The organism is Auritidibacter ignavus (assembly GCF_029853775.1).
Classification (GTDB): Bacteria; Actinomycetota; Actinomycetes; order Actinomycetales; family Micrococcaceae; genus Auritidibacter; species Auritidibacter ignavus.
This window is the reverse complement of the sequence record NZ_CP122564.1, coordinates 1995996-2011750: the sequence shown is the minus strand read 5'-3', so window position 1 is coordinate 2011750 and position 15755 is coordinate 1995996. Positions and strand designations below refer to the sequence as shown.

Sequence of the window (15755 nt, the reverse complement as noted above, 5' to 3'; positions counted from 1 at the left end):
TTCACCTTTCGGGATGATGTTCTCATCCGACGTCTGCGGAATCTGGCGCAGCATATTGGACCGTCCCACCAATCACTGTGGCCTGCACCTGTGTTTTCCAGAGATCGGTGGGTTCTACTTCAAAGGGGTCTTGGTCGCATGCAATGAAATCCGCATACTTTCCCGGGGCAAGGGTTCCGCTCAACTCCCCAAGTCCTAGTGCGTCTGCCGGCGACTGTGTGTGAGCCTGAAGTGCTTGGGCAACAGTCAACGTTTCTGAGGTCTTACCATCTGTCAGCGCATTCAGTTCTCGGGTGCGCCGGGTAACTGCGGCGTGGATAGCAAACCATGGATTCGCTGGTTCAACGGGAGCATCGGATCCGAATGCGACCAGGGCCCCCGCGTCAAGGAGAGTCTTCCAGGCATAACTAGCCAGCGGGCGGTCACCGAGACGTTTGGAGTTCAGTGGATAGTCGGTGGTGCAATGTGTGGGTTGTTGTGAGGCCACCACGCCGTATGAGGCAAAACGGGCGACGTCGGTGTGACTGAGATGCTGGGCGTGTTCGATGCGGTTGACCAACCGGTTGGCACGGGTGGACAGAAACACACCGGCGTAGATCTTTAAGACGTTGGTGTTGGCCTGGTCGCCAATCGCGTGAATCGCTGTTGACAGCCCGTGTGCATTCGCTCGCGTGACACCAGTGACGAGGTCCGCAACACTCGTAACTGCGATGCCACAGTTACACGGCTGCTCTGGGGTGGAGTCTGCATAGGGTTCTGAGACCAAAGCAGAGTGGGTCCCCAACGCACCGTCGGAAAAGAACTTTACGGGACCGGTCCGCAGGTAATCGGAGCCCGCACCAGTTCGACGCCCCTGCGCTATCGCGAGCTCAAGATCAGCTGCTTGTACCGCTTTGTTAACCCGCAAACGAAGCTTTCCGGCGTCATCCAGTTGTTGATACACGTTCCGGATTTCTTCTCCATCGAAATCCGTGATCTGGGTAATGCCAAGACGAATCAGCTCACCCTGAATGGCACTGATGAGGTCGGGAAGCTGCGGTTCAAGCGAACTCTCTGCCATCCGACGAGGTATATCTTGTGCAGCTTCTCGCAATAATCCTGTGGGGTCACCCGTATCGTCCCGAACGATCTCACCACCCTGAACTTCGGGGCTTTCGCGGTGAATTCCCGCCTGCGCAAGGGCAGCAGAATTTGCCCACGAGGCGTGTCCATCGACGCTTTGTAGCACCACAGGTGTCGCCCCAAAAATCGCATCGAGGTCAGCCTTATCTGGAGCCGATCCGCAGTGCCATTCATGAGAATCCCAACGTCCGCCAAGCACCCAGGTTTCACCTGACCGGAATGTTGCAAACTCGGACAACCGTCGCAACACTTCTTGGTAATTTGTGGCTCCACCCAGCTGAGGTGCCACCAGCCCTCGTGCCATATCGCCAGTGTGAATGTGTGCGTCATGAAATCCGGGAAGAACGACTTCTCCAGGAAGCCGAACCTCTACACAGCTCTCCGATGCAAGACCTCGCGCGTCGTCCAGCGCACCGACAAATTGGATCTTCCCATCTGCAGCAAGGATCGCCCCGTCAATCGGCGTCACGCCGGTCAAGGTGTAGATGCGGTGATGAATGAACAGCGTCTGCGACACGAACGAGCCCTCCCCATGAAGTGATCTATCTCACATAGATGTTAGCTCGTTTTCCTCCCCGCACAAGCACACCACGGGCGGGTAAATCAAGCTCCAACCAAGAGCAAATCGTCCGGTTCCCGCTATCCCAAGGCGAGCCAGAACCTAGGGAGGTGAAGACGGCACTGAAAATGACCAAGACGGGTGGCGGTTTTGAATCACGCTGTTGATGTTTAAAACTCACAATGCGCGGGGTACTAAGGCTCTCGGTTCTCGACGAAGCTGTCGAGGCAAGGCAGGAGTGGCGAGTCTTCTGTAAATGGGGCACTGTCGTGTCGGGGGCTCTCGTGCACCCTTGAAAGTTACCCGATGTCTTACAGCGCTTTTTTAAGCAGCGTTTTCTTGGCTAGCAAGTACCTGTGCCTGCTCTAGGACAAGTTCGATCGCCTTGGCTTCGGCATCTGGCGGGTAATCGTACTTCGCCAGCAAACGTCGGACTTTGGACCGCATTGCGGCACGCACGCTCTCCTTATGCTCCCAGTCGATGACCACGCTGTTTCGAACGGCCTGCACGAGGTCGATGGCGATTTGCTTCAACGTGTCATCGCCCATTTGTAGGACGGCAGCATCGTTCTGAGCAATAGCATCATAAAAGGCTACTTCGGCGACACTCAGACCGAGGTTTTCTGTCCTCTGATCTGAATCTCGCATTTCCTTAGCGAGTTTGACGAGCTCAGCAATAATATCCGCAGCGGTAAGTGACTGGTTTGTATACCGGTTCACGGCCGCATCGAGCATTTCGGAATACTTCCGACCTTGCACCACGTTCCGCCGTTTAATCGTGCGAAGCTGGTCGTTGATAATCCGTCGCAACAGACCAATCTGCAAATTGGGCCTGTCCTGATCAGCGAGGGAGTCCAAGAACTCATCACTCAGCAGGGAAATTTCAGGGGTCTCTACACCAGCCAGTTGATAAACATCAAGGACTTGGTCAGAAGCAACAGCCTCATTGAGCAACTGTCCTAATGCTGTGTCTATTTCCACCGACCCGGAACCGCCCAGACCCGAATCTGGGTTCTGGATTTTCAGGATCGCGGCCCTCACGTCGGTGAACAGTCTGACATCGTCCCGGATTTTGGCGGCTTCTTCGTGCGCGCCAACAAGGGCGAAGACCTTTGCCAATGCGAGTACTTGATCGTTGAATCGCGAGGTTCGATCGTCATCGGCCATGACAAAGTCCAGGACTTTCGCATGCTCGTTGAGTCGTTGGGAGGCCGATAGCGAGGGGGAGGAATTATATTCAACACCGTGAAGAATTCCACGAATAATATCGTATTTCTCCAACATCACTTGCACCATCTCCTCAAGTGGAACCCCTGTCTGGTCTTGATCCGATGGTGAATACTCTTTGAGGGCTTGTTGCAGGTTGGAGAACAGACCAATATAGTCCACGATGAGGCCACCCGGCTTGTCGCGGAAGGTTCGATTCACCCGAGCAATGGCTTGCATCAGCCCTGCGCCCCGCATGGTTTTATCCACGTACATGGTGTGCATGGCGGGCGCATCGAATCCGGTCAGCCACATGTCACGAACAATGACCAGCTCTAGCGGGTCGTCGGCATTCTTCGCCCGGAGCTTGAGCTCCTTACGGACCTCGTTGGAATGGATATGGGGCTGGAACTCAGCAGGATCAGAAGCCGATCCGGTCATGACGACCTTAATCTTGCCTTGAGCAGGATCGTCCGAGTGCCAGTCAGGACGTAGCGCAACGATTTTCTCATAAAGTCTCACCGCGATACGACGGCTCATCGTGACGATCATGCCCTTGCCAAATAAGGCTTCCCGTCGTTTCTCCCAGTGCTCAACGATATCGTGAGCTATCAGGTCTAGTCTCGACTCAGAGCCGACAATTGCTTCCAAGCGTGACCAGCGCGATTTCGCGGCTTCTGCCTCATCTTCGTCAACACCCTCCGTAATCTCGTCGGCAAGCTCATCAAGCGCGTCACGGTCGGATTCCGATAGCGTCACCTTCGCCAGCCGTGATTCGTAGAAAATCCGGACGGTAGCACCATCTTCGACAGCCCTGGTGAGATCGTACACGTCAATGTAGTCGCCAAACACCGCCCGCGTGGACTTGTCATTTGACTCGATGGGAGTCCCGGTAAACCCTAGATATGTCGCACCGGGTAGAGCATCACGCATATGTTTGGCCAGCCCCGCTTTGAGACGGCCATTGCGGTCGAGCGTCTGACCGAACCCGTACTGGCTGCGGTGGGCCTCGTCAGCAACCACCACGACATTCCGCCGGTCTGTCAGCACGGCGTTCTTATCCCCGTCTTCACCGGGTGCGAATTTTTGCAAAGTGGTGAAAATGATCCCACCGGAGGCACGTTTGAGCTTATCCCGAAGGTCGGAGCGCGTTGTCGCTTGCACGGGCGTCTCCGGCAAAATTCTTGCGGGCGCAAAGGTTTCGCCGTAGAGCTGATCGTCCAGATCGTTCCGGTCGGTAATGAACACCAGAGTGGGGTTTGCCATGCGTGGGTCGCGCATAATCTTCGCTGCATAGAACAGCATCTCGAAGCTCTTGCCCGAACCTTGGGTATGCCATACGACGCCACCGCGGCGGTCGCCATCGGGGCTCGAGGCTTGTACCGTGGACTCAACAGCGGTGTTGACTGCCCAATACTGATGGTACTTCGCCACACGTTTCACCAGCGCCCGAGTGGGCTGTCCGGTTGCCTTGTCGGTGACGGTCTCATCGCTAAAGACAATGAAGTTCCTCAACAAATCCAGGAATCGGTTTGGTTCGAAGACTCCTCTAATGAGAACTTCCAGAGAGGGACGGTCAGTCACGACATCACCTCCCCCAATGGTCTTCCAGGGGGCATAGTGCTCAAATGCTCCTGAGTAACTACTCAACGCAGCTGAGGTGCCGTCTGAGATCACGGTAACAGCATTGGGGACGAACACCGAGGGAATGTCATTGCGGTAAGTCTGTATCTGGTTCCACGCGGATTTCAAGGTCGCCTGTTCATTGGCCGGGTTCTTCAGCTCCAGCAACGCCAGAGGCATACCGTTGACCATCACGAGAACATCGGGCCGACGCGTCTTGCCGTTCTCAACGATCGTGAACTGGTTGATCACGGCCCAGTCATTATTTTCAGGCTGCTCGAAATCTACGAGCCCGAGTCGGGTGGTGCGGAGCTGACCGTCGTCGCTACGATGTTCGACGGCCACGCCGTCGATGATGAGCTGATGCAGGCGTGCATTCTCATCGATCAGGCTCTGCGACTCAGCTCGCTGAACGATCTTGATGACCTCGTCGAGCAAAGTGGGGGTGGTGCCAGGGTTGATTCGTTCTAGCGCCTCACGCAGCCTTCCCCATAAGATCACGTCTTCATAGGACTCACGTTCCGCGTTAGGCCCGTCGGGGGCGATATCAACGCCATGAACTCGCCGATATCCCAGATCGACGAAATACTCTAGCGCGGCTTGCTCGACGGTGTTCTCGTTGAAGTACATCATTCGTCGACCCCCACGTCTGCGGCACGGATGCGGCCGGAGAGCAGCTCGGGGAGGAGCTCGTCTCTTGTAGCTGTCAACGTTTCGTTTTCGCGTTCTAGCTGCCAAGCTTTTTCGATCATAAGACGAGCCCTGTTGAGGCGTTCATCGAGGTCATCAGGAACGGCAAGTTCAAAATCAAGCACAGCCTCTGGTGGTAATGCCGCAACTGTTGTGCCTGTCGCAAACCTTTTGGCTCGATCGCGGAAATTCGCAGATTGAAGCTGTGCCCACAACAGAAGGCTGAGTTCGCTCCGTTCGAAGAATCTCACAACCGAAGTGTGGTGGGTATGGAGAGCGCCCTCATAATGCGGAGGAACCAAGAATCCGCGTCCGAGCAGTTCTCGGGCCTGAGTCAGATCAGTATTCGCAAGCACAACTTCCCAGGGGCTAAGCACATGCTGCGGCTTGAAGGCGCCCGTGTACCACTTAGTCCCCGCGCTTTTCAGCTCACCGGTGGTGGTGAAACTTGCGAGGTTCAGCATCGGAAGGGCTCCAGCGCCTGTGCCGTCGTCGAGACCGGCACCCTTGTAGGAAAGTCCTTTCGTTACGGTCGCAATATCGCCAATACGTATTTTTTCGGCTCCACTGCTCAGCATGGCGGTCACAATCTTAAAAATTGAGTTGATCGCCCGCCGGTTCGACTCGATCTTGTCGTCGAGTGCGCCAAGCGTCGCCGCGATCGAGCGCTGCTCCTGCAGTTCGGGAAGATCAATCTCGAATGAGGCTAAAGAATCGAACTGAACTCTTTGTCTGCCGGAACTCCCATTCATCGAACCAATCGCATAGTCTCGGATCTCAGGCGAGGTAAACAAGTAGTAGGCAAAGCTAGTACTGGAGATTCCCTCTTTTCCGCGAATCACGATGAACTCCGTGGATCCGAAAGCCGGAGCATTTCGCTGGTTAGCAGCCGCACGATAAACCGACGTTTTTCCATTCTCCAAGGACGGAGTGATCCGCGCCATCAGAACATCACCGTCACAAAACTTCATTCCGCCGCCGTAGGGCTTTTCCTGTGCTGCGGACACGTCTCTGGTGAAGGGCACAAGGCTCGCCATGTCAACAAAAGGAGCATGCGTTCCCTTAGACAGTTTCACTGTCGGGTTTAGAACAAACGCTTCGCCAAGAGTCACGCGGCTCACTGAAGACCGCCTAACCGTCGCCGGATCTCACCTTCAAGCTCGCGTCCGCGCTCAAACTCGGCGAACAGCTCGCTCGTCAATCGCTCGATTTTCTCGTCGATCGGCTCGTCGTCGACTTCCGCCTCCTCGCTACCGACATATCGGCCTGGGGTAAGCACGAAGTCGTGTTTCTCGATCTCGTCGATCGTGGCTGACTTGGCGAAGCCGGGGACGTCCTCGTAGTTGCCGTCGTGGTTGCGCCACTCGTGGTACGTGTCCGCGATCTGAGCGATGTCACCATCCGACAGCACGCGCAGGCTGCGTGATTCCATATCCCCGAGTTTCCGGGCGTCGATAAACAGCACCTCGCCGCTACGTGCGCGATGCCCGTTGCCGTCCCGACCTTTGGACACGAACCACAGCGACACCGGGATGCCTGTGTTGAAGAACAACTTATCGGGCATCGCGACGATACAGTCGACGAGACCCGTTCGGACGAGGTTGCGGCGGATCTCTCCGTTGGTCCCTTCTTTGGAGCTGAGAGCGCCATTTGCCAAGACAAAGCCCGCGGTGCCGTTGGGCGCGAGGTGATAGATGAAGTGTTGGACCCAGGCGAAGTTGGCATTACCTTTGGGCGGGGTTCCGAACTTCCACCGTGGGTCGTCTTTCAGCTTCTCATCCCACCAGTCGGAAACATTGAATGGTGGATTCGCGATCACATAGTCCGCGCGGAGATCCTGGTGAAGGTCCTCGGTGAATGAGTCTGCCGAGTGCGATCCCATGTCCGCTTCGATACCCCGGAGCGCGAGGTTCATCTTCGCCAGTTTCCACGTCGTATCGGTGAATTCCTGCCCATACACGGAGATATCAGTACGTTTACCACCGTGTGCCTTCACAAACTCTGCGGACTGGACAAACATGCCGCCTGAGCCGGCAGCGGGGTCATAAACACGACCCTTATAGGGCTCCAGCATCTCTACCAGTGTCTTGACTACGGAACGCGGGGTGTAGAACGCCCCGGCGTCCTTACCGGTTTCTTTACCTGCAAACTGCCCGAGGAAGTATTCGTACACTCGCCCGAGGACGTCATCCGCGCCGTGGTCGTCTGCTTCAGTGAATCCGATTGAGCCGATAAGATCCAAGAGCTCACCCAGACGCCGCTTGTCTAAGCTTTCACGTCCGTAATTACGGGGTAGCACTCCACGAAGAGAAGGGTTCTCTTTTTCGATGAGATCCATCGCCTGGTCGATCCGTTGCCCCACGTCGGCTTGTTTTGCGTCCGATTGTATCGAGTCCCACCGAGCCTTCTCTGGCACCCAGAACACGTTCTTACTGGTGTATTCGTCGCGGTCCTCGAGAAATGACTCGGCTCGCTCCGGCTTAATACCTTCCTCTGAAAGCTCAACTTTCAGCTGTTCGCGCCGCTCTTCAAACCGGTCTGATACGTACTTCAGGAACACCAGGCCAAGGACGACATGCTTGTACTCACTGGGTTCTTGATTTCCCCGTAATTTGTCGGCCGCTTCCCAGAGAGTCTGCTCCAAGCTTTTCTTAGGCTTTGATCGCGCCTTTGTCGTCGCCATGAACTCCCTCTTTTAGTTCCCACAGGTCAGCTTCCACTTCTTGATTCAACTTTATCTCAGCCCAACTAAATATGTCGGCTGTAACCGGATGCTCACCTAGGCATCAGACCAGGCCTCATGGTGCTTGAGCCGGTATCTCGGCAGCAGTACCTACATGACCGTTGCTAGACCCCGTTTCCAGCACGACTCGGTGAACCAGGACAGCCACACCTCTAATCTCCCGACCTCACATTAACGGTCCTTTATCTTGCGTTGCATGACCGTCATCAAGTCCGAACCATCACCAATTATTCCGCGTCGCTTATCAATCACCATTGATTTCGTCTTGGTCGTCAAATAGGTCGCCGTTGGAGTCCCCCGTGCTATAGATATGAGCTATAGATATGAACTGAGCCACATTTGTTGTTTCGACGACCCAAGGTAGAGGACACCGCCGATGATGTCTGAGCACTCCGCAACGCATGATTCCAGTACCCCCACCGAAGGACCATTGGCTGGGGTGGTGGTCGCCGACTTCTCTCGGGTCCTGGCCGGCCCCTATTGCACCATGTTGCTAGCCGACCTGGGTGCTACCGTCATCAAGGTCGAAGCGCCCTCCGGGGATGAGACCCGCACCTGGAAACCCCCGATGCGCGAGGGTATCTCCACCTATTACCTCTCCGTCAACCGCAATAAGCGCTCCATGGTGCTGGATTTGACCGAGGCAGCGGACTTACAGACCGCCTACGATCTGCTGGACCGAGCCGATGTGTTCATCGAGAACTTCAAGGCCGGCGGCCTGAAGAAATTCGGACTCGACCCCGAAACGGTCGCCCAGCGGTGGCCCCACCTGGTGCACGCCTCCATTACCGGCTTCGGCACTGCCGGTGGGGCAACCATGCCTGGCTATGACCTGCTGGTCCAGGCGATGTCCGGGATGATGTCGCTGACCGGTGAGCCCGATGGTGACCCCCAACGCTCCGGTGTGGCCATCTTCGATATCATGACCGGCCTGCACGCTGCGCTGGCCATCTTGGCCGGGCTGCGTGAAAAAGACCGCTCCGGACTCGGCCAACACGCGGCATTGAACCTGTTCTCCTCCGCCTTATCGGGATTGGCCAATCAGTCCGGCGGCTACGCCGCGGCCGGCAACGTGCCCACCCGGATGGGCAATGACCACCCCAGCCTGTTTCCCTACGGGCCCTTCCACGCCAGCGACGGCCCGCTGATCATCTGTTGTGGCAACGACGCCCAATTCTCGCGTCTGGTCACCGCGTTGGGCACCCCCGACCTGGCAACCGACCCCCGTTTTGAGACCATGTCCCAACGCAACGCCAACCGGGAAGAACTCCGCGTCTTGCTCGAAGAGGCCTTGGCCACCGATACCGCCGAAAACTGGGCGGATGTCTTCGGCAACGTGGGCCTACCCTGCGGGCCTATTCTGGGCATTGATGGTGGCGTGCAACTGGCCGAAGACCTTGGCCTAAACCCCATCGTGACCATGACAGACGAGAACAACCCCGAGCGCGCCGTGCCGGTGATTGCCAACCCGATGAGTTTCTCCCGCTCCCCGATCTCCTACCGACACCTGCCACCCGAGTTGGGCGATTCCCACGACTGGGCGTTGGAGTTTATCCGCACCACCGAACCCAAAAACCCGCACCACCACACAGAAAGCTAACGCTCGTGCCCGCAGAATCCCGCGCCCCCTCCAATGCCTTTCACACCCGGTTGCAACTACGCTGGGCCGACCAAGACCTCAACCATCACGTCAATAACGCCACGCTGCTGACCCTGATCGAAGAGGCCCGGGTGCTGGCCAATCAGTCCTGGACCGGCGACTCCACCGATGGCAATGTCGCCGGCACGTACCGGCTGGTGCGGGCGACCACGATCGACTACGTTGCCCCGGTGCACTATCTCCCCGACGACCCCGGCTATCGCCACGCCGTCGACGCCCGCGTGTGGGTCACGAAGGTCGGCAACACCTCCTTCACCCTCGGCCACGAACTCAGCCAACCCCACCCCTGCGTCTACGCCGAAGCCGTACTGGTGGTGCTCTCCGCCGAAACCAACCGCCCCACCCCGATCCCGGAACCATTGCGCGACCTCTTGTTAGCCCAAACCAACTAGCTCTGCTCTCAGAGCAGCCACCAAGGACCAACCATGGCAACACCACACGACGTGATCCACCACGCCGATTACTTTCAGCTCGACGCAAGCCTCAACCCGGAGCTCCTCGACTTACGCGACCGCATCCGTGCCTTCGGGGACGAACACATCCTGCCGGTCATCAACGAGCACTGGGAGCGGGCCGAACTACCCACCGCGGTGCTGGAGCCGTTGGCCGAACTCGGTGTGGTCGGCACCTACATCCCCGACTACGGTTGCCCCGGGCTCTCCCGCCTCGGCGCCGGCATCGTCGCCCGAGAATTCGGACGTATCGACGGGTCGATCAACACCTTCCTGGGCGTGCACTCCAATCTCGGGATGGGCTCGATCTACCTGCTGGGTTCAGAAGAACAGCGCCAACGCTGGCTGCCGGACATGGCTCAGCTGAAAAAGACCGGTGCCTTCGCCCTGACCGAACCCGCCCACGGCTCCGACTCCGTCGCCCTGGAAACCTCGGCTCGCCGTGAGGGGAACACCTGGGTGCTCAACGGCCAGAAACGCTGGATCGGTAACGGCCACGCTGCCGATCGCACCGTGGTCTACGCCCGGGATGTCGCCGACGGCGAGGTCAAAGCCTTCGTCGTCGAAAAACAGCCCGACGGCACCTTCCCACCCGGATATCGGCCCACCCCGATCGAGGGCAAGATGGCTAAACGCGCCATCGTGCAGGCCGATATCATCATCGACAATGTCGTCGTCCCCGAGGAGAACCGACTGGCGCACTGCGAGTCCTTCGCCGGCGTCACCCGCGTGCTCAACGCCACTCGAGGAGGGGCCAGCTGGGAAGCTGTCGGCCACGCGATGGCCGGATTCGAACTCGCCGCCCAATACGCCCTGCAGCGCGAACAATTCGGCTCCCCGATTGCCTCTTTCCAACTGGTGCAAGAAAAACTGGCCACCATGCTCGCCGAGTTGACCCAAATCCAGCTACTCACCACCCGGATGGCCGAACTCCAAGAACAAGACCAGCTCACCCAGGCCATGGGCTCTCTGGTCAAAATGACCACAGCGCGCACCGCGTTGGCGATCTGCCGTGAAGCTCGCGACATGATGGGTGGCAACGGGTTACTGCTGGAACACCACGTCGCCCGGCACCTGACCGATATGGAAGTCGTCTCCACCTACGAAGGCACCGACTCCATCCAGGCCCTGATCGTCGGCCGGGATATCACCGGCATCTCGGCCTTCACCCGCAAAGCCCGCGGCTAGCTCTGCCTATCCCCAGCGCTACCCTCAGCTGGAGATATACGAAGGTATATCGACCAGCATTGGTTCATGTTTAGCCTTGTGAGCCACGCAACCCGTTCGGCTGTGTACGATCCCTGTAAGCACATATATACAGACCCTCCTCGCGAGATCCACGGCGAGGAGGGGTGTTGACGGTTACGCACCGGGGAACACTGATCTTGAGGAGACAAGCCTTGAGACAGTGCGTCTGACAGTCGCACACCCTGGGCTGAATTTTCAAGGAGTCGATGATGTCCACAAAGAAATCGTGGTGGAGACGGTATCTAGATTTCCCACTGATCTGGAAACTGGCCATAGCCCTTCTTGCTGGACTCATCGTCGGCCTGATCTGGGGCGAAGACGCAACGGTCTTAGAGCCGTTCGGCGAAATCTTTCTCCGCCTGCTCAACATGCTGGTCATTCCCCTCATCGTGGCCACACTCATCGTGGGAATTACGTCGGTGACCCCGCAAAAGCTCGGTCGTATTGGCGGAAAAATCTTCATCTACTATCTGCTGTCGACCTGCTTTGCTATTTCCATTGGACTGGGACTAGCTCTGCTCGTGAACCCGGGGAGCGGCCTGTCAGCCCCGGAGAACGCTAAGAAGGTGAGGAAGCCCCACCCTTAGCGGACGTATTTGTCAATATTTTTCCGGAGAACATCTTCCAGGCACTGGCCGAGGGCGACATCTTGGCCATTATGTTTGTCGTGCTGATCGTCGGTTTTGCCCTGGCCTATTTGATCGATAGCCATAACGAGAGCATCCGCGACGGGGCCTTGACGATTCGCAAGATCTGCGTGACCGGGCAAGAGATCTTGTTCCTGATTATTCGTGGTGTGCTGGAGTATTCCCCCATTGGTGTTTTTGCACTGATAGCCGTGGCGATCGGTGACATCGGTGTCTCAGCGTTGGTGCCACTGGGACAGCTCATCCTGGTCATTTATGGCGCGGTCGTGGTCATGCTCGTGGTGTATGCCGTCTTCATTCTTGCGATGAGACGTTCGCCCCTCGAATTCTTCAAGGCCGCCAAAGAACCCATGCTGACCGGATTTGTCACCCGTTCTAGCTCAGGGACGCTTCCGGTCTCTAGCCGTGCTGCTGAAAAACTCGGCATCCCACAGAGTACCTATTCGCTCACGTTGCCTTTGGGTGCCACCATCAATATGGACGGCACCGCGATCTATGTGGGTGCTTCCGTTGTCTTTGTTGCGGATGCTATGGGAACGACGCTGTCTGTTGCGGAAATCATCTCGGTGATCTTGGTCGGTGTCCTGGCTTCCATTGGCACTGCCGGTGTTCCAGGAGCAGGGATCATCATGTTGACCATGGCCGTTAATACGGCAGGGCTGTCCATGGCACCAGTAGCACTCGTTGCCGGTATTGACGCCATCCTCGACATGGCGCGGACCATGAATAACATTACCGGCGACTTGGCTGGAACTGTCGGGGTTGATGCGAGTGAAAAACGCCGGGAACGGAAGAAAGCCCGCGCCAGGCAAGAAGCCTGAACACTCGACGTGCGGGGGGATTTTCTCGCTACTTCAACCCAGCGCGGAGTTATCTGTGCTCAGCCACGGGAGGTAGCTTTGCGGATCATCAGGTAGGTGACCACCGACTGCACCGCTGCCACCAGCAGCAGCCAGCCAGAGATGCTCAGCGCGTTCTGTTGGACCAGCCACTCCCAGACTCGCGACCACCCTTCGTTGAGGGTCACCAGTATTGCCGCACCCGCGATCACCACGATCACCGAGAGGATCAGCGTCCACAGCCGGGCCAAGCCCAGCCGCAGGTAGAGCAGCACCACGCCGAAGCCGAAGAGCATGACAACCAGGCAGAGCAGGGCAGCCACCACGCCGAGCAGCGGGATGCTGCTGCCCTCGCCCTGGGTCAGGAACGGCAGATCGAACACGTAGGTGTTGAAACCCAGCCCGTCAGTGGCCCGTTCCAGCCAGGCCATCAGCGAGGCCGCCAGCCCGAAGCCTGCCGAGACCGCCGCGAAGGAGAGAATAGCTCCTATGACGAAGGTACGCCGGCTGAAGCTCAGTGCCAGCGAGAACGGGAAGGTGTGAGAGGCCGCATAGGCTGCCATGAACCCCAGGGACCACAGGGTGGCCTGGCCGGCCCCGGTGTAGATCGGATCCTCGATCGTCTCATCCGCCATGACATGAATGGTGGCCCCTAGGCCCAGGGCGATGGCCCAGGCGATCAGGAACACCATGACCGGCACGCCGATCAGCATGGTGGGAACGGCGAACTGCAGCCGGAAGGCGGCAGGCACCCGGGCGAAGCTGTTGGCTCGGGGGACGGTGGCGGTCTCGGTGGGGGAAACAGTTGCAACGCTCATCGGGCAGCCTCCTCAGCAGTCTGGTCGGTGGTCTGTGTGGTCAGGTGGACGACCAGCTGCTGCAGCGAGACCGGCACCACGTCCAGGTCCAGCTCGCGCAACCGCTGTCGTTCGTCATCGGTCAGTGCGCCCATCACAGTGGTGCGCACCATGCGTCCCAGCGACTCGTGCGCCAGCACTTCGCGCCCAGCAGCGATCTCCTGAACCGCATCGGCACGGCCCACCAGGGTCACCGCACGTTCGCGCAGCGACTCGGCGGGCTCGTCCAATACGATCCGGCCTTTGTCGATCAGCACCACGTTCTCGATCAGGTGGGCGATCTCATCAATCAGGTGGCTGGAGAGCACAATGGTCCGTGGGTGCTCGGCATAGTCCTCCAGCAGCCGGTCGTAGAAGACTTTGCGGGCCACTGCGTCCAGGCCCATATAGGGCTCGTCGAAGAAGGTGACCTCCGCGCGGGAGGCGATGCCGATGATCACGGCCACCGCCGAACGCTGCCCCCGCGACATCTTCTTCACCTTGGTCTTCTTCGGGACTGCAAAGTCCTCACAGAGCCGGTGGCACAGCTCCCAGTCCCAGTTGGCGAATGCCTGGGAGGCGGCGTTGAAGGCATGATGGGCCCGTGCGTCGTCGGGGTATTTCTGGTCCTCGCGGACGAAGCAGATCTTCGGCAGCACCTGCTCGTTCTCGTGCGGCACCTGCCCGAAGACTCTCACCTCGCCCTCAGAGGGCCACTCCTGGGCGGTGATGATGGACATCAGGGTGGTCTTGCCGGCGCCGTTGCGACCCAGCAGCCCGTGAATCGTGTCCTTCTCGAAGGTCAGATCGGTGGGATGCAGAGCCACCGTGCTGCCGTAGCGTCGGGTCAGGCCGCGCGTTTCGATGACGTTGCTCATCGTGTTCCTCTCACTCGTTGTCGGTGGTCTGCTCACGCCCGTTCGCGCAGCAACTCGATGACGTTCTCCACCGAGAGCCCGATGTGGCGGGCCTCGGCAAGCATCGGTGTGAGGTAGTGGTCGGCGAAGCTCTGGCGGCGCTCTTCACGCAGTCGCTCGGCAGCACCCTCGGCGACGAACATGCCCACTCCGCGCCGCTTGATAAGAATCCCGCGGCCCACTAGCAGGTTGATGCCCTTGGCTGCGGTAGCCGGATTGATTCGGTGGAAGGTTGCAAGCTCATTGGTGGAAGGAGCACGCTCGCCCTCTGCGAGCGAACCGTCCATCACAGACCCCTCAATCTCTTCAGCGATCTGCACGAACAGCGGTCGTCCGTCCACCATCAGCTCACCACTTTCTTCCATCGCTGAAACAGCCCCGGTTACCACCTCTACTACCTCAGTGGTTCATTACTCCACTAATTAACCATAGAGGGTCGAGGGCGTCAACCCCTTCTACGATCGACTCCACCCAAGCACTACACTGGGGTGGATCGAGATGAGGTCTGCCGCGCCGGGGAAGACGTTGCCACCGGCCCCAGCAATATCCTTGCCGCTTGCAGCAAGCAGACTTATTCGTCGCGAAGAGGGAAAGTTCGACCTATTCGAGTGGGCGCAGAAAAGTTCGCACAGACCGGATCAGATGGGGCTGATGCGTAGCCGGATCGAAATCGGGGTGGACGGCAGCTTGCAGGTATAGAGCCCCGATGAGGCTACCAATCCAGGCAGCCGCCTCATCCAGGTCTAGCTCCGCGTCAACATGGCCGGCCTCTGCAGCACGCTGGAGGAGCGCTTTGATACCCTCTGCCTCAGAAGCCTCTTGATTGTTGAGAACTTCAAGCACTTTAGAATCCCGATGTGCTTGGAGCATCGCTTCCAGCACAAGCTTGGGCACGATCGGGTGCTCGGTGGCAGGTTCTGCCAGATAGGCAACGAACGTTAGCAGAGCCTCCAGAGGCTCGGGGGCGCTCATCAGCCTATCCAGCAGTGCACGGGTATCCTGTTCGTCCTGCGTGAGCACTTCCAGGAAAATCCGCTTTTTCCCCGAGAAGTAGTGGTACAGAGTGCCGAGGCCGATCCCTGCCTGGGAGCACAACTGTGCGGTGGTAGTTCGTTCGTAACCCTGCTCGGCAAACAGCACCGCAGCACTGTTGAGAATGTGTTGCCGCCTAGCGGCGTGTTTTTCAGGGTCGGTCCTGCGTGCCATGCCACCT

Annotated in this window: 13 protein-coding genes; 5 read left to right on the top strand and 8 right to left on the bottom strand. The window is 58.2% G+C overall.

What is annotated here, in order from left to right:
* Positions 1–22: 22 nt before the first annotated feature.
* The 4 genes from QDX22_RS09185 to QDX22_RS09170 form a co-directional block, all read right to left on the bottom strand.
* Positions 23–1639, bottom strand: coding sequence for an amidohydrolase (locus QDX22_RS09185; RefSeq protein WP_279695779.1), 1617 nt, complete (start codon positions 1637–1639; stop codon positions 23–25).
* Between the two features lie 366 nt (positions 1640–2005).
* The gene (locus QDX22_RS09180; RefSeq protein ID WP_279717773.1) at positions 2006–5143 is read right to left on the bottom strand and encodes a type I restriction endonuclease subunit R; all 3138 of its coding nucleotides are present in this window, start codon (positions 5141–5143) and stop codon (positions 2006–2008) included.
* Positions 5140–6321, bottom strand: a complete 1182-nt coding sequence (locus QDX22_RS09175) for a restriction endonuclease subunit S (protein WP_279717772.1) — start codon at positions 6319–6321, stop codon at positions 5140–5142. Before QDX22_RS09175 ends, QDX22_RS09180 begins: the two co-directional genes overlap by 4 nt.
* Positions 6318–7883, bottom strand: coding sequence for a class I SAM-dependent DNA methyltransferase (locus QDX22_RS09170; protein WP_110110444.1), 1566 nt, complete (start codon positions 7881–7883; stop codon positions 6318–6320). Before QDX22_RS09170 ends, QDX22_RS09175 begins: the two co-directional genes overlap by 4 nt.
* A gap of 436 nt (positions 7884–8319) precedes the next feature.
* Between QDX22_RS09170 and QDX22_RS09165 the strand changes: the two genes are divergently transcribed.
* The 5 genes from QDX22_RS09165 to QDX22_RS09145 all read left to right on the top strand — a co-directional run bounded on the left by QDX22_RS09165 (position 8320) and on the right by QDX22_RS09145 (position 12771).
* Entirely contained in the window at positions 8320–9543 is a 1224-nt protein-coding gene (locus QDX22_RS09165; protein ID WP_279717771.1) for a CaiB/BaiF CoA transferase family protein, read from the top strand.
* A 5-nt stretch (positions 9544–9548) separates the two neighbouring features.
* The gene (locus QDX22_RS09160; protein WP_110100815.1) at positions 9549–9995 is read left to right on the top strand and encodes an acyl-CoA thioesterase; all 447 of its coding nucleotides are present in this window, start codon (positions 9549–9551) and stop codon (positions 9993–9995) included.
* A gap of 33 nt (positions 9996–10028) precedes the next feature.
* Positions 10029–11243 carry an acyl-CoA dehydrogenase family protein gene (locus QDX22_RS09155; protein WP_110100816.1) on the top strand — a complete coding sequence of 405 codons (1215 nt, stop codon included), beginning with the start codon at positions 10029–10031 and terminating at the stop codon, positions 11241–11243.
* Positions 11244–11509: 266 nt separating this feature from the next.
* Positions 11510–11890, top strand: a complete 381-nt coding sequence (locus QDX22_RS09150; protein ID WP_255410755.1) for a dicarboxylate/amino acid:cation symporter — start codon at positions 11510–11512, stop codon at positions 11888–11890.
* 17 nt (positions 11891–11907) lie between these two features.
* Positions 11908–12771, top strand: a complete 864-nt coding sequence (locus QDX22_RS09145; RefSeq protein WP_341849194.1) for a dicarboxylate/amino acid:cation symporter — start codon at positions 11908–11910, stop codon at positions 12769–12771.
* A 59-nt stretch (positions 12772–12830) separates the two neighbouring features.
* Here the strand turns inward: QDX22_RS09145 and QDX22_RS09140 are convergent, their stop codons facing one another.
* The 4 genes from QDX22_RS09140 to QDX22_RS09125 all read right to left on the bottom strand — a co-directional run bounded on the left by QDX22_RS09140 (position 12831) and on the right by QDX22_RS09125 (position 15748).
* Positions 12831–13607, bottom strand: a complete 777-nt coding sequence (locus QDX22_RS09140; RefSeq protein WP_110100817.1) for a hypothetical protein — start codon at positions 13605–13607, stop codon at positions 12831–12833.
* Positions 13604–14503 (bottom strand): ATP-binding cassette domain-containing protein, encoded by a 900-nt coding sequence (locus tag QDX22_RS09135; RefSeq protein WP_110100818.1) that lies wholly within the window; start codon positions 14501–14503, stop codon positions 13604–13606. The genes QDX22_RS09140 and QDX22_RS09135 overlap by 4 nt, the downstream gene beginning before the upstream one ends.
* Before the next feature lie 32 nt (positions 14504–14535).
* The gene (locus QDX22_RS09130) at positions 14536–14907 is read right to left on the bottom strand and encodes a GntR family transcriptional regulator (protein WP_370443906.1); all 372 of its coding nucleotides are present in this window, start codon (positions 14905–14907) and stop codon (positions 14536–14538) included.
* A 235-nt stretch (positions 14908–15142) separates the two neighbouring features.
* Positions 15143–15748: a TetR/AcrR family transcriptional regulator gene (locus QDX22_RS09125; protein ID WP_110100819.1), complete on the bottom strand. Its 606-nt coding sequence runs from the start codon at positions 15746–15748 to the stop codon at positions 15143–15145.
* Positions 15749–15755: the final 7 nt, after the last annotated feature.

Bases quoted from the DNA above. Each gene is read 5' to 3' on its own strand.
- QDX22_RS09180 (WP_279717773.1), bottom strand. From the start codon at position 5,143: ATGATGTACTTCAACGAGAACACCGTCGAGCAAGCCGCGCTAGAGTAT.
- QDX22_RS09170 (WP_110110444.1), bottom strand. From the start codon at position 7,883: ATGGCGACGACAAAGGCGCGATCAAAGCCTAAGAAAAGCTTGGAGCAG.
- QDX22_RS09165 (WP_279717771.1), top strand. From the start codon at position 8,320: ATGATGTCTGAGCACTCCGCAACGCATGATTCCAGTACCCCCACCGAA.
- QDX22_RS09155 (WP_110100816.1), top strand. From the start codon at position 10,029: ATGGCAACACCACACGACGTGATCCACCACGCCGATTACTTTCAGCTC.
- QDX22_RS09150 (WP_255410755.1), top strand. From the start codon at position 11,510: ATGATGTCCACAAAGAAATCGTGGTGGAGACGGTATCTAGATTTCCCA.
- QDX22_RS09140 (WP_110100817.1), bottom strand. From the start codon at position 13,607: ATGAGCGTTGCAACTGTTTCCCCCACCGAGACCGCCACCGTCCCCCGA.
- QDX22_RS09135 (WP_110100818.1), bottom strand. From the start codon at position 14,503: ATGAGCAACGTCATCGAAACGCGCGGCCTGACCCGACGCTACGGCAGC.
- QDX22_RS09130 (WP_370443906.1), bottom strand. From the start codon at position 14,907: ATGGAAGAAAGTGGTGAGCTGATGGTGGACGGACGACCGCTGTTCGTG.
- QDX22_RS09125 (WP_110100819.1), bottom strand. From the start codon at position 15,748: ATGGCACGCAGGACCGACCCTGAAAAACACGCCGCTAGGCGGCAACAC.